This window comes from Sphingomonas sp. P3_C5 (genome assembly GCF_056402635.1).
The window spans coordinates 1-23,091 of sequence record NZ_JBFUHA010000020.1 but is presented as its reverse complement, the minus strand read 5'-3'; the positions used below and the strand labels follow the sequence as shown (position 1 = coordinate 23,091).

The following is a 23,091-nucleotide window of genomic DNA, read 5'->3' as shown; positions in this document are numbered from 1 at the left end:
CTCGGCTTCGCTCAAAACGCCTGGCCCAGCGAGACATAGACGGCGACGCGGGCATCGCCCTTTTGCGGGTTGAGCGGGGTGCCGATATCCAGACGGATCGGGCCGAAGCTCGAATAATAGCGCAGGCCAATGCCGGCGCCGTAGCGGAAATCCGTAAATTTCGGCAGCGGCGAGGTGTAGATATTGCCGCCGTCGAAGAACGGCACGACGCCGAAATTGCCGAACGCCTTCACCCGCGCCTCGATCGAGAATTCGCTCAGGCTGCGCCCGCCGATCGGCACATTGTTCGGGTCGCGCGGCCCGATATCCTGATAGCCATAGCCGCGCACCGAGGCGCCGCCGCCGGCATAGAAGCGCCGCGAGGGGGCGATCGCGTCACGCGGTGCGCCGGCGATCGTGCCGAGCCGGACGCGGCCGGCAAGGACCACGCGGCTGCCGAAGGATCTGTAAGTGCTGGCATCGACCTGCATCCGCGCATAGCCGAACACCTTGCCCTCGAGCGAGGCTTCGGGCGAGAACCGGCCGCTCAAGCGGAACCCGCGGGTCGGGTTCAGCAGATCGTCCGACCCATCATAGCTGAGCGTCGTCGGCACCGCGCCGATGAAATAGGTCTGCTTGCGCGTGGCGCCGGTAAAGGGGTCCACATCGCGCTCGTCGGTCGCGACCAGCTCGGCGCCGAAGGACCAGGTCCATTTCTTCTGGAAGAAGATGTTGGTCTGCTTCTCGATGCTGCCCGAGAGCGAGAAGGTCTTCGCGCGATAGGCGGTGCGCCGCAGGTTGGAGGCGACCGCCTGGAGGTTCAGCGCGCGGTCCCGGCCGTGGAAATTGTTGCGGCGGAACACAGCGCTTGCGAGCTGCTCCTGGGTGCCGAGCACGCCGCGCAGAGTGAGCGCACCTTCGGGCGGGAACATGTTGCGGTCAGTCCAGCTGATCTCGGCGCGCGGCCCTTCGCCGGTGCCGTACCCGATTTCGCCGGCGATGGTGTGCTGCGGCGCCGGCTCGAGCCCGACCGCGATATCGACTGTGTCGGGATCCCTGCCCTGCACCGGCTTGATGTCGACGCCGGAGATCAGGCCGGTCTGGATCAGGGTGCGGCGAAGGTCGGTCAGCATGGCGGTGTCGAAGGGCTGGCCGGGGCTGAAGCGCGCGATCTCCTGGATGTGCTTCGCGTCGAACACCTTGTTGTTGGCGCTCGTTGTGATGACCCCGAACTTCTTCTCGCCGCCGGGATTGACCGTCATCGCCAGGGTGGCGGTGTGGGTTGCGTGATCGACCACGATCTCGGGCTCACCGACCTGGGCGAAGGGGAAGCCCTGCTCGCCGATCGTCGCGCGCAGCTTCGCCTCGCCGGTCGCGATGGCATCGGCGTTGACCGGGTCCTCGGCCTTGACCCCGAAGGCGCCCCGCAGCGTATCGGTCTTGCCATCTGCTGCGGCGAGGCCGTTCAGCGTGACGCCCTCGAACTTGTAGAGCGTGCCCGGTTCGGCCTCGAGAACGACGATCGGGCGGGTGCCGTTTGGCTCGATCCGCGAGGTCACCCGCGCGTCATAATAGCCCTCGCCGCGCAGCAGCGTGACGAGCAGCGCCGAATCCTCGCGCCCGCGCCGATCGAGCTGAGCCGCGTTGGCGGGTTGCCCCTCATTGGTGTGGAGCGTCGACAATTGCGCGAAGCGCTCGCGCAGCATGGCGCTCTCGATCGTGTCGATGCCCTCGACGCGGTAGGTGTAGCGCTGCTCCCCCTTCATTTCGACCGGAGCATTGGGGTCGACCGGTTCGGGCGGCGCCGCGCTCAGATCGGGCCAGTCGACGCCGAGGCCGGGGAGCGGCGCCAGCGGCGATTGCGGATCGAGGCCGCCCGACTGGGGCATGGCGGTTTCAGGCGGTGCGGTTTGGGACACGCTCGCCGGAGCGCTCTCCTGCGCGACGGCACAGGGGGCAGTACAGACGAAAAGTCCCGCGACGGCGCACAACAGTACGCCACGCCGCGCCAGCGAAGACGACATAGGACTGTCCTAGCGGCTTAAATCGGCCAGCGACAGGGGGTGGCACGAGGGTGGCCCTCAGTGCGGCGTGCCGACAGCGCTTTCGACCGAGTGCGTGATGATTCCAGTCATGTGAAAGAGCATAGCGCACCGCTTTGACGGTCCGCGCTGTCGCTATGGGGGATTTCTGGCACGGGTTGAATCGCGGGGCGAGCTTGGGGTGCATATGTTGGAAGTGTGACATAATTCGGCGCTGGTTTCGACCGCCGGAGGGGGCTTGTACGAGGGGAATGTGCGGAAAACCGGGCGCTCCTGTTGGAGAGTTTTGTCACACCTATCGGGAGGTATCACAGCCGGGGGATGAGGCGCGGCAGGCGGGGACAGCGATCAGCGTCTCCGTAGCTGTTGGGAATGTCATGAGGGGTCACTGACATTTCCTATCTGTACAGAACATTGTACAACTGCTGTCGTGAGGCATGATAGCCCACCTGCTCAGCTTTTCGGACATCCTATAAGGTCTATCATCGGCTCGCCGAAACCGCCGCCAGCTAACGCCACATGTTGCACTTCGAAATTTACCCCGCCTGCGGCGAAGGCTATTAAATGTTCTGTCGCCATAACATTCAGGCACAATGAATCTTTAGCTCATCAACCTGAGGTCAGAACGCTCGCGTGGCCGCAACTATAAGCTGCCGCTGATCCGTATATATATCGCCAATTAGAAGAGCTATGTGATAATTCCCTTTGAAAGGGTTCTTTAGCGATATATATATATTTGCAAAATAGTATTGGCCATCAGCCTCCCTATCGCTCGCGCCGAAATCACCATCAGGATAAATTCCCAAGTAGGGATTGTCAGGCGACAATATGTCACTCTCATTGATTTGGCAGCAGAGTGGATATTTCTGCGAAAATGACGCGAGTTCAGATTCAATTTCTTTATCCGTGGCATTTCTTGAAAGGCGCGTTGCCAGGTAACGCTCCATATAAGGTGGGAGCCCGCCGCTAACTATTGTCCCGTCGGAGCCTCTTCGCTCCTGTTTCCTTACATTCAGCAGCAGTCGCCCCTTCATCTCCGCATCAGGAATACGCCGATTTTCCGCTTTGCAAAAATTCCACCGGTCTGTGACGGAACTGCAACTTCCCAGTGCAAAAATGGCCAGAGCGCCCGCCATAGCTCGTCCCAACCGCATCACGCGGCCCCCTCCAAAATTGATAGCGCTTTGCGCCACCAGGCAGTCGAGTGATCGAGCGATTTCGGTGACATGAGCAGCTTTCCACAAGTCATTCGATTTTCCCTGAAATGTGCAGCACTAACGCGGCCGTCAGATCTTTCCGGTCAAGGTATTCCGAGACCTCGGCCTTGGATTTCTCCTCACGCTGCGCTCGGGTGGGGCCATGAAAGATAGGAATGTCGTTGACCGGGAGGCTGCCCACGTAGGAGTCCGATCGGGGGCCTCCGATCCGCTCCACGCCCCCTATCCACACAGCATCCCCCTGCCACACCGCCAGCACGAGTTTATACGGCTTTCCAATACGGTTCTTGAATTTAAGCCCATCGATAAACACAGCCTTCGGATCGCTTTTACACTCGGGTTCAGCTACCGATTTCTGAGGACGCCCGTCAGGCGTCGCCGCCGAATTGCCTGCCGGCGCGTACAAACCGATCCAGAAATCACGGTCGAGATGACAGACCGTCGTATCGGAGCTGATCCTGATCTTGCCACGCCTCTGGATATGAATCTGGCCGTCGGCCGGAAAGTCCGCAGCTATCATCGTCTTGACCTTCTCAGGCACGGCCGACTGCTGCTTGTCCGCTTCGCTCTCGCACCCTGCCAGAAGCAGGATCAGAATTGCCCCAAATTCCTTCAAGCCGCCGCCCCCTCTTCGCTTGCCCCTTGCTATCTCTGGCTGGGCTCCGGCGCCATGGATGTACACCAACCCCTTTTATGCGCAGCCATGGATATCTCGATTGAGAGGTGCTGATGCTGCATGTGAAAGAGCCGCGCATCGCTTTTGATGGTCCGCAGTGCCGCTATGGGGGATTTCAGGCGCGGGTTGAATCGCGAGGGGCGAGCTTTGGGGCGGATATGTTGGACGTGTGACATAATTCGGCGTGGATTTCAGCGCTCGAAAGCGGGTTCCACGACGGAGAAATGCCCGAAAAACTGCCCCCGCGTTGGAGAATTTTGTCATGCCTATCGGGGGCTATTCGCAGCCAGGCGATGGGCCGAGACAGGTGGGAACAGCGATCAGCGTCTCCGTGGTTGTTGGAAATGTCATGAGGGGTCACTGACATTTCCTATCTGTACAGAACATTGTACATATCATGTCAGCGCGCTGGCCACCCTCCTGCCCAGCCTTTTGGACACCCGCGCCAATCCCCGAGCGACGATGGTGCGGATGGTGCGGTCTCCGACCTAGCGGTTAACCCTTGCATCCTTGCGTCAGTAACTTGGATAGCCGCCATCCGACGTCTCGATCATTGTCCTTCAGATACAACATGTCGCCCACGACAGGCCGACCGTTTTCCTGCACCACGACCGCCACTACATGCCAGGCCAGTTTATTCGATGCGTCTGCCCAGGTGAGTTTAACCCGAACCCGATAGGAGCCGTCTTTCCTGGATTCGGTGTCCTCAATGCGGAAAGTCTGCGGCTCCGATTCCTCGCTGTCGCCCGAGAAGAACCCATATTCTATAAAGAGGGATGGAGGCTTCAGGTTGGGATCCGGATTCTCTCGACGCCAGCCATCGAAGCAAGCCCTGGCCAGATCGAACCTGTGAAGCATTTTCTTGCTGAGATAGGGCCCGAAGACGTTCAGGTCCGGCACGCCAAGCGGATGACGGGCGACGACCTCCTTGTAGAGACTGTCGACCATCGCATMGGGCCGATCCGGTGGGGCGGACGGTTTACCTTGCTGAAGAGCCTGACCCCATGCCGGGACCGTCAGCAGCGGCAGAAGGCCGATACACCATGAACGCCTCATATCTCGACCTCGATCAACGATGACTGTTTTGCAGCTTTGGCGCGGTTCGGATTGCCATGACATTGCACTTGTTTTTTCGGTTTTGGTCTTGGCCGATGGCGAAGGCAATTAAATGCACTGGGACCGTACCCCGCGGGAACAGCTAGCCCGAGCGCCGCATTAATGACCGGGCAGAATCTACCTTGCCAGTCTATCTCGAAAACGATAGTAATTTCTCATAGACGAAGTTTTCGCATATCTGAAAGCGCGTGAGGAGTTGTGACCTTCGTTTCGGCTGCTGCACGCGCCAAGACGGTTCGAGTGCCGCGCACGTGATCGCACGAGCGCTCCAGGGCGAACATTGGGCCCCATTGGTGGGCCGACCGTGCGCACCGCGGTGATGCGCTTGTTGCGGCCGGACGCCAGAGCCGGCCGCACTAAGGGAGAGTTGCAATGAAGACCTTCATTCTGACGACCGTCGCCCTGCTCACCGCGACCAGCGTGCATGCCCAGACGGCCCCCGTTCCCGCCCCTGCCCCTGCCCCTGCCCCCCAGGCCGATGTGCCCGGTGAGGAAGGCCCCGACATCATAGTGACCGCGCAGAAGCGCGAACAGTCGCTGCAGGATGTCAGCGCGGCGGTCAGCGCGATCGGCACCGACCGGCTGCAGAGCGCGCAGGTCAACAATATCCAGGACCTGCAGACGATCGTCCCCTCGGTCAATTTCGGCAGCGATTTCAACCAGGCGAAGATCTTCATCCGCGGCGTCGGTGCGAACACCTCGACAACGGGCAGCGCGACGGGCGTCGCCTTCCATGTCGACGGCGCCTATGTCGCGCGCGCCGAGGCCCAGCTGACCAGCCTGTTCGATGTCGAGCGGGTCGAGGTGCTGCGCGGTCCGCAGGGCGCGCTGTATGGCCGCAACGCGGTGGGCGGATCGATCAACCTTATCACCGCCAAGCCGAGCAACAGTTTCGAAGGCTATGTCCGGCTCGGCTACGGCAATTACAACGCGATCAACGCCGAGGCCGCGATCGGCGGACCAATCGCCAACGGCATCAGCTTCCGCGTCGCGGGCAAGACCGAAAATCGCGACGGATTTGGCGAGAACCCGGTAAGCGGGCGAGACATCGACGATCTCAGCCGCCAGATGGGCCGAGTCCAGCTGAACTTCGATTTCGGGCCGAAGACCAGCCTGTTGCTGATGGGCGAATATTTCCGCCAGAACGACGCGTCGGGCGCGATCCATTACCTGCGGGCGTCCTTCCCCGGCGTGGCGCGGCTCGCCCCGCTCGGCGTAGGCGGTTATGCGACCGATCCGCGCGACCTGGCGACGGAATCGAGCCCCGGCACCAAGAGCGAGACCTATTCCTTCACCGGCACCTTCCGGCACGAATTCACCGATACGCTCGGCATCACCAACATCACCAATTACCGCCGCTTCCGCACCTCGCTGTTCCAGGATCTGGACCTGTCGGCGGTGATCGACAGCCTGCCCACAAACGGCCAGGCGACCACGGTGCAGGAGCGCCGGATCGATTCAAAGCAGTTCAGCAACGAATTCCAGATCAACTATAATTCGGAGCTGATGAACGCGGTCGTCGGCCTGTTCTACTTCACTGAACGGCAGCGCCCGATCGACAATGTCGGCCTGACCAACCGCAACGGCATGTTCCAGAACATCGCGGTGCTGCAAGCGGCAGGCGTCGACCTGAACACGGCTTACGCGCTGTGCGGCTATTCGCCGGGTACGGTCGGCGGCACGGTGATCGCCCCGAAACGCGTCTGCACCCATTCGAACCTGGGCGACGAGACCTTCGCGATCTTCGGCCAGACGGAAATCAAGCTCGGCGCGGTCTCCGACGCACTGAGGGGGGTCACGATCAAGCTGGGCGGCCGCTGGTCGAGCGAGCATGTCGACAGCGAAAATCCGGCGATCGTCATCACCCGCAACGGCGTGGGGCCGGTGCTGCAATATACCGCGGCCGGCACCCACCGCGAGCGGACCTTCAAGGACTTTACCCCGACGGCGGGCATCGAGTGGAAGCCCAACGAGGATATCCTGCTCTATTATACCTATTCGGAAGGCTTCAAGGCGGGCTCCCCCGAGAATGCCGCTGGCAGCACGACGATCGTCAATCCCGAGACGATCAAGAACCATGAAGTCGGCATCAAGGCGCAGCCGGCACGCTGGCTGACGGTCAACCTGGCTGGATACAGCTATACGCTGAACGGCCTCCAGCTGAACAAGACGATCGCGGGCGGGCCGACCGGCTATACCACGATCTTCCAGAACGCCGCGAAGACGAGGGCCAAGGGTTTCGAGCTCGAGGTCAATGCGCGGCCGCTGCAGGGCCTGACCCTGTCGGGCGCGGTCTCCTATACCGACTCGCACTTCGTCGATTACCTGACGCTCGATCCGCTCAACCCGGCGAACGTCGCGACGCCCGGCAGCCCGGCTTATGATCCGGTCACCAACCCCAGCCCCACTGCCTTTGGCGCGCCGGGCAGCGGGCCGATCCAGCTCGCCGGCAACCCGACGCGCAACAGCCCGCGCTGGTCGTGGAATGTGCACGGGGCGTACGAGATCCAGGCGCCGGGCCTGAACGGGTCGATCACCCCGTCGATCGACGTGTCCTACAAGGGCAAGACCTATTTCAGCGAGTTCAGGCGCGATATCGAGAGCGCGGATGCCTATGCGACGGTCGATGCCTCGCTGAACTATCAGCTCGACGGCAAGCGCATCAATTTCCAGGTCTGGGTGAAGAACCTGACCGACGTGTTCCGCCCTTCGAGCACCTTCGCGCTGGCGACCGGACGGCTGATCGGTGCGACATGGCTGCCGCCGCGCACCTTCGGGGCGACCATCGGCTACAAATTCTGAGGGCCGCGCCAAGGACGACGCAGCCGACAGGTCAGGACTATCGCAGCAGCAAGGCCCGCGCCGCGCCGTGCAATTCCGCATGATCGAGCGTGACCATCGCGCGCGGAAGCGCACGCAACTGCCGCTGATAGGGACCGCTCATCACGAAACTTTCGGCAGCCGCGGCCTGCCGGATCGAGCCGCGCAACGCGACGGCGACGTTGCCGGTGAGCATGAGGCCGTCCCACGCGCCATAAACGAGCGCCATATTGCCTGCGAAATACCACAGCGCCCGCGAGAACAGGTCGGCCGCCTTGGATGCGGTGGCGTCGCGCCCGGTCGTTATGAGCTGGATCACACCCTGGACATCGGTCGCGCGCGGTGTGGCGGCATCGATTGCCACCACCGCCTGATAGATTGCGAGGAGTCCGCGTTCGGAGATCAAATCCTCCGCCACCAGGGAAGTTTTCGTCTTGCGCAGGCGAAGCAGCACCGGGCCGAGTTCGGGCAGACCATCCATGAAGTGGCAATGACCGGCCTCGGTCGGCAGCACGGTCACGTGACGATCGACATCCTCCGCCACGACCGCAACCCCCAGGCCGCTGCCGACCCCGATCAGGCAACGCGTGCCCGGCCCGGAGGGAATAAGGGCCGACCCGCCCATCGCCTCGAAGCGCCCACCGCTGTCGGCGGCGCCGAGCGCCCAGGCGATGGCCGCGAAATCGTTGAGAATGAGCGGCGGGGCTTTGAGCATTGCCGCCAGCCCCGAACGCGAGAGGAACCAGCGGCTGTTGGTTATCGAGATGGTGTCGCCGCTCGCTATCCCCGCGACCGCGATCGCACAGCGCGTCGGCAGCTGCTCGAGCCCGCAATCTTTTCCGAACCGGGTGAGGGCGCCCGAGATCGTCGGTTGCTCCGTCGGGTCGTAAACGCGAATTGTTTCCGGGCGCAGGCGACCGCGATGATCGGTGAGCCCGAGCCGTACCGCGCGCCGCCCGACGTCCGCGACGATGGCAAGTTTCGAATCGCCTGGGTCGGCGGACATCGTCATCGGCTGTTTCCCTCTTGTTACCTGTGAGACGCGGAGGCGGGCGATGAGATCATGCTGGGCAAGCATGCGGCAACGCCTTTGGCCGCGGACGGCCTGGACATACGGATAGGGGCGATCGTTGGACGTCGCGCTTCTTGTTGCGCGAGGAGTGGGCAAGCCTTCGCGGTACAGCGCGTGATATGCGAATACATCTTGTCAAATCTTATGAAATTACGGTGAATTATGAATTACGCGAGCCACGGTGGGCGGATTACGGTGACGGACGAGATTCCAATCATGTGAAGAAGCAGCGCGCACCGCTTCCGACGGTCCGCGGTACCGCTATGGGCGATTCCAGGCACGGGTTGAATCGCGGGGGGCGGACCCCGGGGGCGGATATGTTGGAAGTGTGACATAATTCGGCGCTGGTTTTGGCCGCTGGAGGCGGGTTCCACGAGGGGAAATGCCCGGAAAGCGGCGCGCCCGTGTTGGAGAGTTTTGTCGTGCCTATCGGGGGTATTGGCAGTCAGGGCATGGGCCGAGACAAGTGCGGACAGCGCTCAGCGTCTCCGCGGTGTTGGGAATGTCATGAGGGGTCACTGACATTTCCTACCTGTACAGAACAATGTACAGGTCATGGCGGAAGGCTGATGATGCGCCTGCTCGCCTTTTCGGACACCTGCGACAATCTCCAGACAGCGACCAACCGCTTGGCAAGGGTTAGCTCGGAGAAAATGGTAGTATACTTACTATTTTCGGTACCCGTACAACAAACCTTCGATAGCTTGCATGTCCTCGCTCCAAATATTTTGACCCATCTTCTTCAGATTTTTTATACATTTCCGCCCGCCACTCTTCGCCACGTAAAGTATAGACTGTATAAAATATTCTGAAGTCCTGAGACTTATTTTTAATGTAGAATGTCAGGCGGCCAATTTTCCCGGATTTGACAAATTCATCGAATGGCTGCCCGCTCTTTTCATCGAATCTCTCGGGAACTGCTCGATAAAATACCGCCATCGGCTTCTCGCCATCCAACATCATCTGCAATTCGTTGTTTCGCCTCATATTTTTCCTCAATCATCAATCTTGATGTGCCTTGGTTCTGGATCTGGCTTCGGCGTGGGCGGGAGCTCACGGCCGAGGCCCTGGCAGAGGCTTTTCCAAGCGTCCGACGCGGATATCCATTCGTCCGCGACCGTTCGGACAATTGGCCGAGTAATAGAGCAGGTCAGGCCGATGTACCGCGAACGCGGACCCGATCACGAAGTCCGAGCATCCCAGCGCGAGGCGTTCGCGACGAGCCCAGCCCTTGCTTGTAAATCGCGATCTGAACAGGTGCACGTCGGCCGCGGTATCGCTCATCGTACCTGAGCTGAAGATCAGCGTCTTGCCGTCCGACGAGAGGGCGGCATCGAAATCCTCGTCCGGGCCATTGATCCTGGGCCCCAGGTTCCGGGGCGCGCTCGGGTGACGCAAATTCGCTTCGAGCAGGTCGTGTTTCCCCTCGCCGCCCCAGCCGTCGGACGCAAAAAGCAGCGTGTCCCGTGCGGTCGGGGTCGGTGCCCATTCGTCCCCTTTCGAATTCACTCCCTTGCCGAGGTTCCGGGGCAAGGAGAAGCGCCCGGTGACGGCGTCCACATCAACCACATAGACATCGGTGCCGCCGAACCCACCTGCCCGATCCGAATCGAAATAGAGATGCCGCGAGTCTCGCGAGAAAGCGGGATCGAACTCGACTGCGTTGGTGTCGAAGGAGGCGCGCGCCGGGGCGGACCAGCCCGACGCAGTGCGGTGTATTTCCCATATGTCTTGCTGATCGGGCGCGGCCTCGCGGCCGATACTGCCCCAGACGATCTGCCGCCCGTCGGGCCGATAGGCAATCCGCACCTCTGCCGCAGCCGTGGAAACGATGCCGGGCTCGACCACGGGATCGGTGCGGGCCGAACCAGCCGCTGTCGCGCCCGCCGTCACCAGGAGCGCGGTCGCCAGGCACGCCATTCGAAAAGGGGTTCCAGCTTTTATGCGTTCCGGCATTTTGAACCTCTTTTCCTGCAGCCCGTGCCGCGCCATTCTTATATGCCACACGCGATTATGGGGCGATCTTCAATGTGATCGAGCGCAACGAGCAGGAACGAGCGGCGAAGCGGTGGGAGCGGCTTGGAACCGAGCATGACGCTTGTGATCTCTAAGCGGAGGATATCATTGTCGACCAGCGATCGGGGTCTGCGGTGATCCGGGTGTTGGGGAGAAGGACGAGGCCTGATGCGCACATCAATGCCTGTCTTGAGTTGGAGGCACGATCTAAACCAGCGATCACTGTATTTGATAAGTTAGCAGAGTAACTCGCATTATGGTAAAGGATTGTTGCGTTTGCCACCGCAATTGCTAAGGCAATTATGCGCCATGTTGCCGTAACTATAATTGTCAGTAAGTTGTAGTATTGCTTTCGCTTTCTTTAATGTAATCCTCTCCTTTATGAGTTATCATTGTTTCAAGAAACGGATTGCACCCGCTGAAAGGGATGGGCACATTTATCTTCGTAAGTACAGCAGCAATACTCTGTGCAGAAGAACGATCCACGCGCAAACACTCAACTTCTTTGAAAGCAGAAATTAGTGCTGGCGCAGCGGGCCGCGCCCTCATACCGAGTTCCCCGAGGACTATTGCCGCACGCTCTCGATCCATATCATTGGGAGCACTCATCAATTTAATCAAAGCGTTCATGTCCTCATCGCTTGCTAGCTCAGGGTTGCGATGAAAACGATCGATAAGGTCCGTCCATATATGTTCTTCTTGCTCCGCAGACGGCCCCTTGCGGAACGCATCGATATGCGCCGCGACAATCGAGGCGCGACGATTTTCAGCAGGTTTTTCCTGAGTGCCACAAGACGCGGCGAGTAGAAGACATGAGAAAATCGCGACCGAACCAAAGGGGCGCGCTATTTTTGTCACGGCCATGAGATACTCCACCCTGGGAAAAATCCCTGACTTCCTGATGCCTATAGGTCTATCATCAGATCGCCGAAAACGCCGCCACCGCAGCGCCTACTGTTGCACTTCAAAATTGACACCGTCCCGCGCCCGCCCGAGTAAAGGGGTTATTGCACGTGTCACCGTAACAGACGCCGCGCTCGCCTGATCGCCAATCGATACCAATCGATTTTTACCGATCAGGCCGCCTAACGCAGGCCCTTAGTGCACCGTGCCGACAGCGCTGTCGACCGAGAGCAGGACGATCAGCCGCTCGATCTGCCGCCAGCGGCAGAAGTGGAGGTAATTGCCGATGTCGCGGCTCTCGTCGGCGCGGGCCGCGGCTTCCATGCCGGCATCGTCGCCGAACAGGGCAATCAGCGTGGTCGCATCCACAACCTGGGCTCTGTCAGCGAGATAGGGCATGTACGACATCGTGGTTTCCTCGGTTCAGCCAAGGTCTCGTTACAAGGCTCGTGCCAGAGCGGCGGGATTGGCGCTTAGTGCGGTGGTTAATGGTAAACGCCGCTCCGAGGGCCGCCCCACTGGTCCCGCAGCGGGACGCTGGCGTCCTGCGGCGGGACATGGCAGAGCGGATCCATGGCCAGCAAACCCCCAGCCCGTAACCCAATTGCCGGTGGCGCACTGATCGCGATCGGCGCGATGGGGGGTGCCGTGATCGGGCTTTCCAGGGGGCAGGTTACGGCCGGATTCCTGATCGGGGTTGGCGGGGGTGCCGCTATTGCGCTGGTTATCTGGTTGTTTGATCGGCGGGGTTAGGCCTTTTATTTTAGGCGGCTATGTCGACCGCAAGCACGTCTTGTCGGAACGGCTGTGACGGCGGACTTCTTCGATCCTCCCCCGCCAGGGCTACCGGATTCACACATTGTGCGGCGCCCTTCTTCCCCTCTCCTTTTAGGAGAGGGGCAAGCTGCGCAGCAGCGCGGGGGTGAGGTTGAATGCTGGTCACMCTCACCCTTCCCGTCACTTCGTGACGGGCCCCTTCCCTCTCCCGCTGGGAGAGGGAGAAGAGAAGCGCGTCGCGATGTGTGAATGCCGTAGCCCGCCAGGGGGAGGATTTGCCAGATCGCTGTTACTCAGCGCGCGTTTGCAGTCGACCTCACTTAAGCGTGCGCGATAGCCAGACGACGCGGCCGACGATCTCGATCGAGTCCGAACGCCTCGGCAGCATCACCGGGAAATCGGGGTTGTCGCTGGTGATCTTCAGCACTTCGCCGAAATGCGCGACGCGCTTCACCATCAGTGCGCCGTCGATGCGGATCACGAAGATTCCGTCCCGCGCGGAAATCCGGCGGTCGCTCTCGTCGACCAGCATCAGATCCCCGTCCTCGATCGTCGGCGCCATGGATTCACCCTTGGCGCGAAGCGCTGCGCTCCGGTCAGCGCGCACGCCGAGCGAATGGAGCAGGCGCGGATCGAAATATTCGCTGCCCAGCACCCGATCATCCTCGGCCAGCACGCCCGGACCGGCGGACGCAGCGATGTCGAGCCGGCGGACCTGGGCGCTTGGCGGGATGATCGCGTCCGACACAGGGCCGCCCAGCACGGCTTCGTCCACGCGGAAATAGCTCGCGAGCAATTTGCGGTCTCGCTCGGCCAAGAGCCGGGGTGTGCCGCGCTTCACATATTGCTGGAGATAGGCCTCGTTGCGCTGAAGCATGCGCGACAGCGCGGCATAGCTTTCGCCGCTTTTGATAACGAGCGCGTCCAGCGCCGCACGGGGATCGGCTGTGTCCATATCGGCTCTAATAGACGTAGGATTTTTCCTAGACAAGTTGGAAATTATGGAACAGATCGAGAACACATCACAGAGACTCGGAAAGGGCGATGGATATGTCGATGCTGCGGAAGATCGAGCTGTACCTGAAGAAAACCGCGATGCCGCCGACCAGATTCGGCCGCCTCGCCGTCAATGACCCACGGCTGGTGGGAGACTTGAAGAATGGCCGTGAACCGGGCGCGCATCTCGTCGCCCGCATCGAGGCGTTTATCGCACGGGGCGCCGAGGGCCAGCCAGACAAACCGGGCGCCATGAAACAGGACTCGGGGCAATGAGCCGCGGTCCTGATCCAGGCACCGCGCTGGTTCGCGCGCTCGAGGCCAATGCCGGGCGCGCAGGCTCTCCGGTGCGGTTGAAGGCATCCGACTGGACCCGCTGGGCGAGCGCGACCTTCACCGGCGCGCGGCACGACGTGACTCTGGAAGCTGACGAATCGGGTGCCCTGGATGCGTGGCTGGCGGAACTGCCCGAGGCGGATTTGCCGATCCGCGGCCATCTGGTCGCTGATGTCGTTGTAACGTCAGTCCGGCGGGCGGATGGGTTTGCGACGATCCGGCTCGAGGCGCTTACCGTCGAGGAGTGAGCATCAGCCCCTGGAGGCGAGGCGCCGCAGCGTTCCCAGTGTTTCCTGAAGGCTGTCCTGATGCACGGGCGGTGGCGGCGGGGCCATGACCTCGCGGCGGCCGACGACGCGCTCGAGCCGGTCGAGCAACGCGTGAATGCTGGCCGAGGGATCCGTCTCGACGCGCGCTGAATCGCGCGGACGCGACGGGACTGGACGCGATACCGACTCGGAAGCCGGCGCAGGGTCGGCAGGTGCCGGGCTACGCACCGGCGGCTTCAGCTCGAATGTCTCGAAACGCTCACCCGGATCATAGACCTGCCGACGCGGGGGCTGGATTGGCGATTCCCGCATGGCGGCCAGATCGCGCATAGGAGCCGGGTCACGGATTGGGGCCGGTTCACACACAACGGCCGGTTCACGGATGGGGGCCGGCTCACGGATCGGGGCCGGGTCACGCGTGGGGACCGCGCTGGTAGGCCCACCCGGAATCGCGTCGGGATTGAAGGGGGCGGCATCGATACCGACGACATTATTCTGCGGGCGCGGGCCATCGACCAGCGGTGCGCGCCTGGGGGGCCAGGTGGCCACCGGTGTGGCCGGGATCGCATCCGGATCGAACGCGGCCAGCGGCGTGTCGAGATCGGCCGGGATCTCACGCTCCGCCAATGGCGGCACGAATGCGGGTGCGACGTCAGCCTGCCTCGCCTCTTCGGGCATTTCGGCGGTGACATGGATCGGACGATCAGCGCGAATATCGAGAAAGGGCGTGCCGAGATCGCGCGTGGCGGACAGCGGCCGACGCGCCGGCGCATCGGGATGCGCATCGGCGCGACGCAGCACCAGTGGCGGCTCTTCGCCGTCTTCGCTCGCCCGCTGGATGACGATCGCGCGGGCGCCGAGCACCAGGAGCAGGGTGAACCATGTGATCAGGGCGATGCCGCCGCCGCCGACCAGGATCAGTACCGTACGGGCGGTAACGCCCAGCGGTGGTTCGGCTGCCGGCATGATCGTAGCGACGCCACTATCGAGCACGAAATCTTCGAGAATCCCGACCGGCATCAAGGCAAAAGCAAGCGCAGTGACGCCGCCGACCAGCGCAGCCGCAAGCGGCGCGACGGGTATATTCAGGCGTTGACGGCGGGCGGTGAAGTCCATGCGGTCTCAGTTGCCATGGTTTTGGTTAGTTTTTGGTAAACAGGGGCGTAACGACTGACGTTGATAGACCAATTTCGCTCAGTTTCAACAAAGGCGCGGCCACGGGTACGGCGCTGCTCCCAGATGTCCTGATTAGCGAGCAATCCGGCGAGGCTGCGGGCCATTGCCTGGGGGTCGCCCGGCGGAAACAGGGTGCCCGTCTCACCATGCCGAATCAGCTCGCGGTGGCCGCCGACGTCGGACGCAGCGACGAGCCGGCGCTGCGCCATCGCTTCGAGAGGCTTGAGCGGCGTGACGAGGTCGGTGAGGCGCATGCGCTTGCGCGGATAGGCGAGGATGTCGATCAGGCTGTAATAGCGATCGACCTCGTCATGCGGCACGCGGCCGATGAAGCGGATGTGATCGGCAACCGGGGATGCCGCCGCCTGCGCCCGCAACGCCTGCTCCATCGGCCCGCCGCCGACCAGGACGAGATGCGCGGTCGGGCGCGAGGCGACCAGCATCGGCATCGCCGCGATGAGATCATCGAGGCCTTCATAATCGTAGAAGCTGCCGATGAAGCCGATCACCTCGGCACCGTCGAGCCCAAGGGAGCGGGCGAGTTCGCGGTCCGGCGGGAGCGGCGCGCCGAACATGTCGAGATCGACGCCGTTGGGCGAAACGAAGATCTTCGACGGGTCGATCCCGCGTGTCACCAGATCGCGGCGCAACCCGTCGCAGATCACGGCGACAGCATCGGCTTTCTTCACCGCCCAGGTTTCGAGTGCACGAGTCGTGCGGTAGCGGGCCGACCCCTCGCGCGCGGTGCCATTGCTGACTGCCGCATCCTCCCAGAAGGCGCGGATCTCGTAGACGAAGGGCAGCTTGCGCTTGCGGGCGACGCGGAGGCCGGCAAGGGCGTCGAGCACCGGCGAATGGGCGTGGAGGATGTCGGGCTGGAATTCGTCGACCACGGAGTCGATCCGTTTCGCGAAGGCGCGGATTTCGCTGAGTTCGCCAAAGGGGCTGGCCAGCGGCCTGGGCGCCGTGGTGCGATGGAAGTGGATGCCGTCGACCGTCTCGGCCTGATGGTCGGTCTTGCCCTGGCGCGGGCCCGTCACCGCCGCGACCTCCCAGCCGCGCCGCATCTGGCTCTTCAGGATCGCGCGCGTGCGGAAGGTGTAGCCGCTCTGCAGGGGCAGGCCGTGATCGAGGATGTGGAGGATGCGCATTGCCGATTTCACTGGCAGATAACGCTTAACGGAGCCTCAACCCGGTGCGGCGTATCTCTCTTCCTGCATATTTGGACAATCGGTGGCTGGGCGAAGGGCATGATCGACAATTTCGCGCTCGCCGTCAGCCACGGACTGATGCTGCTTGCCCTGTGGCTGTTGCTCCGCCGCCCCGATCTCGATCGCGAGCCGGGCCCGAACGAGCCCGCGTCCCGGAACAGAGACGTGCCCGGTGCGTGATCTCTTCTTCATTGCCTTTCTCGGGGCCTTTTTCCTGGGCGGCTTTCGCAAGCCGTTCATCTTCGTGCTCGCCTATGTCTATATCGACATCGTCAGCCCGCAGCGGCTGACCTATTATCTGCTCAACAGCGTGCCGATCTCGATGATCGCAGTCGGCCTTTGCGTCGCCGCCTGGGCGCTGGTCGACGACAAGCGCGATACCAAGGTCGCGCCGCGCCAGCTGCTGATCGCGGCGCTGCTGCTCTATTGCTGGCAAACCACGCGTACGGCTGACTTCCCGATCGAGGCGCTCGATAAATGGGGGTGGGTGTGGAAGGCGCTCGCCTTTGCCGCCTTCCTGCCGCTCACATTGCGGACCCGGCTGCGCATAGAATCGCTGCTGCTGATCATGATCCTCTCCGCCTCGTCGATCGTCATCGTCGGCGGCATCAAGACGATCGCGAGCGGCGGCGGCGGCTATGGCTCATTGAACCTGATGGTCGACAATAATTCGGGGCTGTACGAGGGCAGCACGATCTCGACGGTCGCCATCGCGATCATTCCGCTGATCCTGTGGTTCACCAGGCACGGCACGATCTTTCCACCCGACTGGAAGGTGAAGGGCTTTTGCTACGCGCTGGTCTTTTCCTGCCTGTTGATCCCGGTCGGCACCTCGACCCGGACGGGCCTGCTCTGCATCGGGCTGGTCGCTATACTGATGCTGCGCGATATGAAGCGGAAATTCCTCTATCTCGGCCTGCTCGGCGTGATGGGGCTTGCCGCGGTGCCGCTGCTGCCCTCCGCCTTCACGGACCGGATGAGCACGATCAAGACCTACAAGGCCGATGAATCCGCCTCGACCCGTCTGGCCGTGTGGAAATGGACCTGGGACTACGCGAAGGACCATCCGTTCGGCGGCGGCTTCGAAATGTATCGCCAGAACCAGATCCGCTACGACACCGAGAAGGTGGAGGGGACGGCGGCGAATGCGACCGTCGAGAAGAAATTGACGATCGACAAGGCGCGCGCCTTCCACAGCGCCTATTTCGAGATGCTGGGCGAGCAGGGCTGGCCGGGTTTGATTCTGTGGCTGGCGATCAACCTGATGGGCATCGTGCGGATGGAGGTGATCCGCCAGCGCTATCGCAAGGCACCGCCCGACCAGGCCTGGATCGCGCCGCTGGCGGGCGCGCTGCAGGCGGGGCATATCGTCTATCTGCTCGGCGCCGCGTTCATCGCTATCGCCTTCCAGCCCTTCATCTATATGCTGATCGGCGCGCAGATCGGGCTCGACACCTATCTCGCGCGCAAGCGGAGCGAAGCGTCATGGCGGCCGATGAAGCGTACCCGGCCGACCCTGCCCGAACCGGCGTGAAGGATCGCGCCGAGCTCCGTGCCCTGACCAGCGTTCGCGGGATCGCGGCGTGGTTCGTCGTCCTGTATCATATCCGCTTCTCGATCGCGGGACTGCCGCCGGCATTGGTGACGGTGTTCGGCAAGGGCTATCTCGCGGTCGATTTCTTCTTCCTGCTCTCGGGCTTCGTCATCTGGCTGACCTGGGGCGAACGGATTCGCACCGGCGGGTGGCGCGTGGTGCCGCGTTTCCTGCAGAAGCGGATTGCCCGTATCTGGCCGCTGCACCTCGTCATGCTCGGCTGCGCGATCGGCCTGGCGTTGCTGCTGGCCGCGACCGGGCGGGTGAACCCGCATCATTATCCGTTCGCCGAGCTTCCGCTGCATGTGCTGTTGCTGCAGAACTGGGGCTTCACCGATCATCTCGCCTGGAACGATCCGAGCTGGTCGATCAGCGCCGAGCTCGGCGCCTATCTGTTGTTCCCGCTGCTGATGCTCGCCGTGGACTGGCGCCGCCTGCCGACGGTGGTGATCCTCGCTGCGATCGGCGTTCTTTTCGCGATGCTGCACCTCGTCATGGCGAGCTTTGGCGGCGCGACGCTCGGCAGCGACATCGCCCGGTTCGGCCTGTTGCGCTGCGTGACCGAATTCACCGCCGGCACCGCAATCTGTGCGCTCTGGCTGCGGTGGCGCGGCGCTCCTGCCCTTCCCGCCATGGCCGGTGTTGTGACGGGGATTGTGCTGCTGATGTGCTGGGCCACCAGGTTCTTGCCCGAGACGCTGTCGGTCCCGCCCGCGCTGGCAGGCCTTCTGCTCGCGCTCGCGCTGACCTCCGACAGGCGCGGCAATCCGCTGGAGATCGCGGCGGTGCACTATCTCGGCGAGATCAGTTACGCGACCTATCTCGGCCATTTCCTGCTGTTCGTCGTTTTCAAGCTCGCCTTTGTCGACGACGCCCATGCCATCCCGCCGATCCTCGTCGCCTTGTATCTCGCGATGGTGCTGGGCAGCTCAGTGGCGCTCTATCACCTGATCGAGCGGCCGGCGCAGGCATGGGTGAATGGCCTCACGTTCCCCTTCCGCAAGCGGGCGGAAGATCTTGACCTCACGCCTCCGCCATCTCCTCCTCAAGCGCAGCAATCAACGCCTGGTTGAACGCGGGGATGTCGTCAGGCTTGCGGCTGGTGATGAACTGCCCGTCGCGCACCACCTCCTGATCGACCACCGTCGCGCCGGCATTGGCGAGATCGGTCCGCAGCGACGGCCAACTCGTCATCTTCACACCGTCGACGACGTCGGCTTCGACCAGAAGCCAGGGCGCATGGCAGATCGCCGCGACATATTTGCCGTCTTCGACAAACTCCTCGACGATCTCGATGGCACGATCACTCATTCTGAGCTTGTCGGGATTGGCGACACCGCCGGGCAGCAGCAGCGCGGTATAGTCATCGGTATCCACGGCACCGACGACGAGGTCCGGGACGATCGTATCGCCCTTCTCGTCATGCTTCATGCCCTGGATCGGATCGGTCTTGAGCGAGGCAAGCGTGACGCGCACGCCGGCGTCGAGCAACGCCTGGCGCGGCTTGAACAGCTCATCCTGCTCGAATCCGTCAGTCGCGAGGATCAGCACATGTGCGTTGGAAAGATCGGCCATGACAAAGCTCCTGTGATCTGAGCAGCTTCCAACCCCCGCAACCGCCCCCCGTTCCGGAACGAAGCGACAGGCCGCGCATTTCTAAAGGTCTGACGAAGGACCCCAATGGCAACCACCCCCTCCAACATCACCTATTCCGACGGCAATGAGCCGGGCATCACCCGAAAGAAAATACGCCATGGCTGGGCCTATTACGACATCGACGGCAACCGCATCACCGATCGCGACGAGATCGACCGGCTGAACCATATCGGCCTGCCACCCGCCTATCGCGACGCCTGGTTCTGCCCTGACCCGAACGGCCATATCCAGGCGATCGGCTGGGACGAGAGGGGCCGCAAGCAATATCGCTACCACACCGAATTCCGCGAGGCGCAGGAATCGGCGAAATATGAGCTGTGCGCGCCGTTCGGCCGGGCGCTGCCCAAATTGCGCGCGCGGGTCGAGCAGGATCTGAACCGCCGCGGCCTCGACAAGGAAACCGCGGTCGCGGCGATCGTGCGGCTGCTCGATCTCGGCCATGTCCGGATCGGCAATGAAGGCTATGTGAAGGCGAACAAGAGCTTCGGCGCGACCACGCTGCGCAAGCGCCACGCCCTCCTCAAGGGGCGCACGCTGAAGCTTCAATACAAGGCCAAATCAGGCAAGCTGCGAGTCCTGACGATCACTGACCGGTCGCTCAGCCGCTTCGTCAAGAAATGCCAGGACCTGCCGGGCCAGCACCTCTTCCGCTGGATCGATGCTGAGGGCGAGGCGCATCCGGTGACCTCGTCGGACGTGAACGCCTATATCCGCGAGGCAATGGGCGAGCATTATTCAGCCAAGCATTTCCGCACCTGGGGGGCGAGCGTGCTCGCTTTCGAGGCGCTCGCGACGGCGGATCATGACATCAGCCTCAAGACAATGCTCGAGCCGGTGACCGAGGCGCTCGGCAACACGCCGGCGATCGCGCGGAAATCCTATGTCCATCCGGCGCTGATCGCGCTGGTCAAGGACGGGCAGGCCGGGCTACGGTCAATGCAGATGCCCCGTGCCACTCAATATCTCTCCCGCGCCGAACGCGGTCTGATCGCTTTCCTCGAGAACGGCCCGATCGCGGCGCCGGCCAAGGCCGCCTGACCTCATGCCCGGCAATAGCAGCACACCGATCTTTTCGTCGCTGCGCGTCCACGACGTGCACAACCAGGCCGAGACCCTGCTTACGGTAAGCTATGCCTGGCTGATGGCGCATTGGGCGCAGATCCTCGTCGCGGCCGGCATTGCAGCCGTCATCGTCGCGGCGCTGATTTTCCTGAGAAGGCTTGGCCACCGGCTGTGCAGCAACAGCCCGAGCCTCAATGGCTGGGGGGCGGTGTTCGGCCGCGCCATCGTCAAGACCGGCAATTTCTTCATCGTCATGGTCGCGGCCAAGCTGGTCGATGGCTATGCCGATCCACCCGCCGAACTGGCGATGACCATCAACTTCCTCTTCACCGTCGCAGCCGTGTTCCAGGCCGCGATCTGGGCGCGCGAGATCATCCTCGGCGCGGTCGAGCACCGCGCCCATTCCGAGGAATATTCGGGTGAGGCGATCGGCAGCGCGATGGGGATCATCCGCCTGCTCGTCACTTTCGTGCTGTTCGCGATCGCGCTGATCGTGGTGCTCGACAATCTGGGGGTCAGCGTCACCGGCCTCGTCGCGGGCCTCGGCGTCGGCGGCATTGCGATCGGCCTTGCCGCGCAGGGCATCTTCGCCGATCTGTTCGCTGCGCTGGCGATCATCTTCGACCGGCCGTTCCGGCGCGGCGATGCGATCACCTATGACAAATCGTCGGGCACGGTCGAGGCGATCGGGCTGAAATCGACCCGCATCCGCGCCGCCACCGGCGAAGAGCGGATCATCGCGAACCGCAACCTGCTCGACAAGGAGATCCTCAACAATTCGCAGCGTGCCTATCGGCGCGTCCAGTTCACCCTCGCCCTTGCGCAATGGACGCCGGTCGAGAAGATGGAACAGCTGCCGCACATATTGAAGGAAATCATCGAGGGCTGCGGTCGAACGTTCGTGCGGGCCGGCTTTATCGGCTTTGGCGATTCCAGCTATAATTTCGATGTAGAGTTCGATTCGCCGACGGCAGCGTTCCAGGACTTTTTCGACGCGCGGCACGCGATCGGTCTTGGGATCATCAAGCGACTGAATGCCGAGGGGATCGACCTCGCTTATCCCACCCAGACCGCCTTCACCGCGGCGCCGCGGGGCGGCATGATCCGGCCCTATCCCGAGGCGCCGGACTATGGGCAGAATGCGGAGCTGGTCGCGGACGATCCAAAGACGACGGCTGAACTAAAGCCATCGGCCGATCGTTCTGCAGTCGATGAGGACACCAGCCACTGACCAGCACCGCGACCTGACGCCGGACCCGACCAAGACCCTGCGCGGCAGCATCGAGGCGATCGTTCGCGCGCAGTTCGAGGCGTTTCGCGATCGCCGGCGCGAGGACAGCGAGGCGCTGCTCGCCCCCAATTTCACCTTCACCAGCCCCTATGACGACGCGATCGACCGCGACGCCTTTTTCGAGCGCTGCTGGCCGCCGGGCGACCATTTCGCCGAGTTCCAACTGGAGCGGATCACCGCCGATATCGACGGCGCCTATATCACCTATCTCGTCACGACCGATGACGGCGTGCAGTTCCGCAACACCGAATATCTCATCGTTGCCGATGGCCAGATCCGCAGCGCCCATGTCTATTTCGGCGAAAGCTATTCGGGCGGGAAATTCGTGGCGAAGCAGCCCGGTTAGGTCACGCCGGCACGGGCGGTCCGCCCCTGATCGAGGTGCGCAGGCCGTTCCAGTTCTCGACCGTCATGGCGCCCAGATATTCGTCCTGCATCTCAGGCGTCAGTATCTCGATCATCCGGCTGCCCTCGATCCAGAACTCGATGACGCCGAACACGCCGCCGCGCTTGCGATATTTGACCGGCCAGCCCTCGCGCTGCGCGATGGCGTAGACGGCTTCCCTGTCGAGCCTGGTCGCAATCGCGATGTGAGTCGCCGAGTGCCGATCCGGCGCGCCGATGATGCCGTAGGAATCGGCGTCTCCATCGGCTGGCATGAGTTCAGTGCCGCGCGGATAAATCTCTATGGTGGTGTTCCGCTCGTCCCCTGCCATCGCCATCCAGCTGCCGGCGATCACCGGCGGAAACGGCGTTGCCTGCCCGCCCCATATTTCCGCCAGCACCTCGGCGACATGCTGCGGCTGATCGGCGTCGATCGAAACGTGAAAGATCATTTGAAAGCTCCCGGCCCCTGAATATGGAAGGYCAGATAGACGTGGG

24 protein-coding genes are annotated in these 23,091 nt (G+C 62.5%); 10 read left to right on the top strand and 14 right to left on the bottom strand.

Features of this window, described 5'->3' with window-relative positions; translation table 11 throughout:
* Positions 1-11: 11 nt before the first annotated feature.
* The 4 genes from AC1DVS_RS26420 to AC1DVS_RS26405 form a co-directional block, all read right to left on the bottom strand.
* Positions 12-2,003 (bottom strand): autotransporter assembly complex protein TamA, encoded by a 1,992-nt coding sequence (locus AC1DVS_RS26420; protein WP_478027491.1) that lies wholly within the window; start codon positions 2,001-2,003, stop codon positions 12-14.
* Between the two features lie 638 nt (positions 2,004-2,641).
* The gene (locus AC1DVS_RS26415) at positions 2,642-3,265 is read right to left on the bottom strand and encodes a hypothetical protein (protein ID WP_478027490.1); all 624 of its coding nucleotides are present in this window, start codon (positions 3,263-3,265) and stop codon (positions 2,642-2,644) included.
* A gap of 1 nt (position 3,266) precedes the next feature.
* The gene (locus AC1DVS_RS26410; RefSeq protein ID WP_478027489.1) at positions 3,267-3,854 is read right to left on the bottom strand and encodes a hypothetical protein; all 588 of its coding nucleotides are present in this window, start codon (positions 3,852-3,854) and stop codon (positions 3,267-3,269) included.
* A gap of 555 nt (positions 3,855-4,409) precedes the next feature.
* On the bottom strand, positions 4,410-4,862 hold the full coding sequence (locus AC1DVS_RS26405) for a hypothetical protein (protein ID WP_478027488.1): 453 nt from the start codon (positions 4,860-4,862) through the stop codon (positions 4,410-4,412).
* A 540-nt stretch (positions 4,863-5,402) separates the two neighbouring features.
* Between AC1DVS_RS26405 and AC1DVS_RS26400 the strand changes: the two genes are divergently transcribed.
* Positions 5,403-7,832, top strand: a complete 2,430-nt coding sequence (locus tag AC1DVS_RS26400; protein ID WP_478027487.1) for a TonB-dependent receptor — start codon at positions 5,403-5,405, stop codon at positions 7,830-7,832.
* Positions 7,833-7,869: 37 nt separating this feature from the next.
* On the opposite strand, the gene AC1DVS_RS26395 is transcribed toward AC1DVS_RS26400, so the two are convergent.
* The 5 genes from AC1DVS_RS26395 to AC1DVS_RS26375 all read right to left on the bottom strand — a co-directional run bounded on the left by AC1DVS_RS26395 (position 7,870) and on the right by AC1DVS_RS26375 (position 12,249).
* On the bottom strand, positions 7,870-8,862 hold the full coding sequence (locus AC1DVS_RS26395; RefSeq protein ID WP_478027486.1) for a glucokinase: 993 nt from the start codon (positions 8,860-8,862) through the stop codon (positions 7,870-7,872).
* A gap of 699 nt (positions 8,863-9,561) precedes the next feature.
* The gene (locus tag AC1DVS_RS26390; RefSeq protein ID WP_478027485.1) at positions 9,562-9,885 is read right to left on the bottom strand and encodes a hypothetical protein; all 324 of its coding nucleotides are present in this window, start codon (positions 9,883-9,885) and stop codon (positions 9,562-9,564) included.
* Positions 9,886-9,975: 90 nt separating this feature from the next.
* Positions 9,976-10,842, bottom strand: coding sequence for a TolB-like translocation protein (locus AC1DVS_RS26385; protein WP_478027484.1), 867 nt, complete (start codon positions 10,840-10,842; stop codon positions 9,976-9,978).
* Between the two features lie 426 nt (positions 10,843-11,268).
* Entirely contained in the window at positions 11,269-11,802 is a 534-nt protein-coding gene (locus AC1DVS_RS26380) for a hypothetical protein (RefSeq protein ID WP_478027483.1), read from the bottom strand.
* Between the two features lie 234 nt (positions 11,803-12,036).
* On the bottom strand, positions 12,037-12,249 hold the full coding sequence (locus AC1DVS_RS26375; protein ID WP_478027482.1) for a hypothetical protein: 213 nt from the start codon (positions 12,247-12,249) through the stop codon (positions 12,037-12,039).
* 165 nt (positions 12,250-12,414) lie between these two features.
* On the opposite strand from AC1DVS_RS26375, the gene AC1DVS_RS26370 reads away from it, so the two are divergent.
* On the top strand, positions 12,415-12,594 hold the full coding sequence (locus AC1DVS_RS26370) for a hypothetical protein (protein ID WP_478027481.1): 180 nt from the start codon (positions 12,415-12,417) through the stop codon (positions 12,592-12,594).
* A 340-nt stretch (positions 12,595-12,934) separates the two neighbouring features.
* On the opposite strand, the gene AC1DVS_RS26365 is transcribed toward AC1DVS_RS26370, so the two are convergent.
* Entirely contained in the window at positions 12,935-13,573 is a 639-nt protein-coding gene (locus tag AC1DVS_RS26365) for a S24 family peptidase (RefSeq protein WP_478027480.1), read from the bottom strand.
* Positions 13,574-13,662: 89 nt separating this feature from the next.
* Here AC1DVS_RS26365 and AC1DVS_RS26360 point away from each other — a divergent pair, with 89 nt between their 5' ends.
* Both AC1DVS_RS26360 and AC1DVS_RS26355 read left to right on the top strand, forming a co-directional pair.
* On the top strand, positions 13,663-13,890 hold the full coding sequence (locus tag AC1DVS_RS26360) for a hypothetical protein (RefSeq protein ID WP_478027479.1): 228 nt from the start codon (positions 13,663-13,665) through the stop codon (positions 13,888-13,890).
* Entirely contained in the window at positions 13,887-14,198 is a 312-nt protein-coding gene (locus tag AC1DVS_RS26355) for a hypothetical protein (protein WP_478027478.1), read from the top strand. The genes AC1DVS_RS26360 and AC1DVS_RS26355 overlap by 4 nt, the downstream gene beginning before the upstream one ends.
* A 3-nt stretch (positions 14,199-14,201) precedes the next feature.
* Here the strand turns inward: AC1DVS_RS26355 and AC1DVS_RS26350 are convergent, their stop codons facing one another.
* Positions 14,202-15,335 (bottom strand): hypothetical protein, encoded by a 1,134-nt coding sequence (locus tag AC1DVS_RS26350; RefSeq protein ID WP_478027477.1) that lies wholly within the window; start codon positions 15,333-15,335, stop codon positions 14,202-14,204.
* Positions 15,305-16,546 (bottom strand): TIGR04063 family PEP-CTERM/XrtA system glycosyltransferase, encoded by a 1,242-nt coding sequence (locus tag AC1DVS_RS26345; protein WP_478027476.1) that lies wholly within the window; start codon positions 16,544-16,546, stop codon positions 15,305-15,307. Before AC1DVS_RS26345 ends, AC1DVS_RS26350 begins: the two co-directional genes overlap by 31 nt.
* A gap of 99 nt (positions 16,547-16,645) precedes the next feature.
* Between AC1DVS_RS26345 and AC1DVS_RS26340 the strand changes: the two genes are divergently transcribed.
* From AC1DVS_RS26340 to AC1DVS_RS26330, 3 genes are read left to right on the top strand one after another with little or no spacing between them, the layout of a single operon-like run.
* Positions 16,646-16,786, top strand: coding sequence for a hypothetical protein (locus AC1DVS_RS26340; protein ID WP_478027475.1), 141 nt, complete (start codon positions 16,646-16,648; stop codon positions 16,784-16,786).
* On the top strand, positions 16,779-18,140 hold the full coding sequence (locus tag AC1DVS_RS26335) for a putative O-glycosylation ligase, exosortase A system-associated (RefSeq protein WP_478027474.1): 1,362 nt from the start codon (positions 16,779-16,781) through the stop codon (positions 18,138-18,140). The genes AC1DVS_RS26340 and AC1DVS_RS26335 overlap by 8 nt, the downstream gene beginning before the upstream one ends.
* Positions 18,092-19,273, top strand: coding sequence for an acyltransferase family protein (locus AC1DVS_RS26330; protein ID WP_478027473.1), 1,182 nt, complete (start codon positions 18,092-18,094; stop codon positions 19,271-19,273). Before AC1DVS_RS26335 ends, AC1DVS_RS26330 begins: the two co-directional genes overlap by 49 nt.
* Here AC1DVS_RS26330 and AC1DVS_RS26325 read toward each other — a convergent pair.
* The gene (locus AC1DVS_RS26325; protein ID WP_478027472.1) at positions 19,224-19,775 is read right to left on the bottom strand and encodes a type 1 glutamine amidotransferase domain-containing protein; all 552 of its coding nucleotides are present in this window, start codon (positions 19,773-19,775) and stop codon (positions 19,224-19,226) included. The two genes, AC1DVS_RS26330 and AC1DVS_RS26325, sit on opposite strands and share 50 nt — an antisense overlap.
* Positions 19,776-19,880: 105 nt before the next feature.
* Here AC1DVS_RS26325 and AC1DVS_RS26320 point away from each other — a divergent pair, with 105 nt between their 5' ends.
* Genes AC1DVS_RS26320 through AC1DVS_RS26310 form a run of 3 tightly spaced genes read left to right on the top strand, consistent with a single transcriptional unit; the run spans position 19,881 to position 22,555 of the window.
* Complete coding sequence (locus tag AC1DVS_RS26320; RefSeq protein ID WP_478027471.1) at positions 19,881-20,894, top strand: DNA topoisomerase IB; 1,014 nt, start codon at positions 19,881-19,883, stop codon at positions 20,892-20,894.
* A gap of 4 nt (positions 20,895-20,898) precedes the next feature.
* Positions 20,899-22,149: a mechanosensitive ion channel family protein gene (locus AC1DVS_RS26315; RefSeq protein ID WP_478027470.1), complete on the top strand. Its 1,251-nt coding sequence runs from the start codon at positions 20,899-20,901 to the stop codon at positions 22,147-22,149.
* On the top strand, positions 22,130-22,555 hold the full coding sequence (locus AC1DVS_RS26310; RefSeq protein WP_478027469.1) for a nuclear transport factor 2 family protein: 426 nt from the start codon (positions 22,130-22,132) through the stop codon (positions 22,553-22,555). The genes AC1DVS_RS26315 and AC1DVS_RS26310 overlap by 20 nt, the downstream gene beginning before the upstream one ends.
* Before the next feature lies 1 nt (position 22,556).
* Here the strand turns inward: AC1DVS_RS26310 and AC1DVS_RS26305 are convergent, their stop codons facing one another.
* A complete protein-coding gene (locus AC1DVS_RS26305; RefSeq protein ID WP_478027468.1) occupies positions 22,557-23,045 on the bottom strand; it encodes a hypothetical protein in 489 nt (162 codons plus the stop codon).
* Between the last annotated feature and the right edge of the window lie 46 nt (positions 23,046-23,091).

Bases quoted from the DNA above. Each gene is read 5' to 3' on its own strand.
- AC1DVS_RS26405 (WP_478027488.1), bottom strand. From the start codon at position 4,862: ATGGTCGACAGTCTCTACAAGGAGGTCGTCGCCCGTCATCCGCTTGGC.
- AC1DVS_RS26305 (WP_478027468.1), bottom strand. From the start codon at position 23,045: ATGATCTTTCACGTTTCGATCGACGCCGATCAGCCGCAGCATGTCGCC.
- AC1DVS_RS26370 (WP_478027481.1), top strand. From the start codon at position 12,415: ATGGCCAGCAAACCCCCAGCCCGTAACCCAATTGCCGGTGGCGCACTG.
- AC1DVS_RS26330 (WP_478027473.1), top strand. From the start codon at position 18,092: ATGGCGGCCGATGAAGCGTACCCGGCCGACCCTGCCCGAACCGGCGTG.
- AC1DVS_RS26380 (WP_478027483.1), bottom strand. From the start codon at position 11,802: ATGGCCGTGACAAAAATAGCGCGCCCCTTTGGTTCGGTCGCGATTTTC.
- AC1DVS_RS26360 (WP_478027479.1), top strand. From the start codon at position 13,663: ATGGATATGTCGATGCTGCGGAAGATCGAGCTGTACCTGAAGAAAACC.
- AC1DVS_RS26350 (WP_478027477.1), bottom strand. From the start codon at position 15,335: ATGGACTTCACCGCCCGCCGTCAACGCCTGAATATACCCGTCGCGCCG.
- AC1DVS_RS26420 (WP_478027491.1), bottom strand. From the start codon at position 2,003: ATGTCGTCTTCGCTGGCGCGGCGTGGCGTACTGTTGTGCGCCGTCGCG.
- AC1DVS_RS26390 (WP_478027485.1), bottom strand. From the start codon at position 9,885: ATGATGTTGGATGGCGAGAAGCCGATGGCGGTATTTTATCGAGCAGTT.
- AC1DVS_RS26395 (WP_478027486.1), bottom strand. From the start codon at position 8,862: ATGACGATGTCCGCCGACCCAGGCGATTCGAAACTTGCCATCGTCGCG.
- AC1DVS_RS26400 (WP_478027487.1), top strand. From the start codon at position 5,403: ATGAAGACCTTCATTCTGACGACCGTCGCCCTGCTCACCGCGACCAGC.
- AC1DVS_RS26320 (WP_478027471.1), top strand. From the start codon at position 19,881: ATGGCAACCACCCCCTCCAACATCACCTATTCCGACGGCAATGAGCCG.
- AC1DVS_RS26355 (WP_478027478.1), top strand. From the start codon at position 13,887: ATGAGCCGCGGTCCTGATCCAGGCACCGCGCTGGTTCGCGCGCTCGAG.
- AC1DVS_RS26385 (WP_478027484.1), bottom strand. From the start codon at position 10,842: ATGGCGTGCCTGGCGACCGCGCTCCTGGTGACGGCGGGCGCGACAGCG.
- AC1DVS_RS26345 (WP_478027476.1), bottom strand. From the start codon at position 16,546: ATGCGCATCCTCCACATCCTCGATCACGGCCTGCCCCTGCAGAGCGGC.
- AC1DVS_RS26325 (WP_478027472.1), bottom strand. From the start codon at position 19,775: ATGGCCGATCTTTCCAACGCACATGTGCTGATCCTCGCGACTGACGGA.
- AC1DVS_RS26310 (WP_478027469.1), top strand. From the start codon at position 22,130: ATGAGGACACCAGCCACTGACCAGCACCGCGACCTGACGCCGGACCCG.
- AC1DVS_RS26365 (WP_478027480.1), bottom strand. From the start codon at position 13,573: ATGGACACAGCCGATCCCCGTGCGGCGCTGGACGCGCTCGTTATCAAA.
- AC1DVS_RS26340 (WP_478027475.1), top strand. From the start codon at position 16,646: ATGATCGACAATTTCGCGCTCGCCGTCAGCCACGGACTGATGCTGCTT.
- AC1DVS_RS26315 (WP_478027470.1), top strand. From the start codon at position 20,899: ATGCCCGGCAATAGCAGCACACCGATCTTTTCGTCGCTGCGCGTCCAC.
- AC1DVS_RS26375 (WP_478027482.1), bottom strand. From the start codon at position 12,249: ATGTCGTACATGCCCTATCTCGCTGACAGAGCCCAGGTTGTGGATGCG.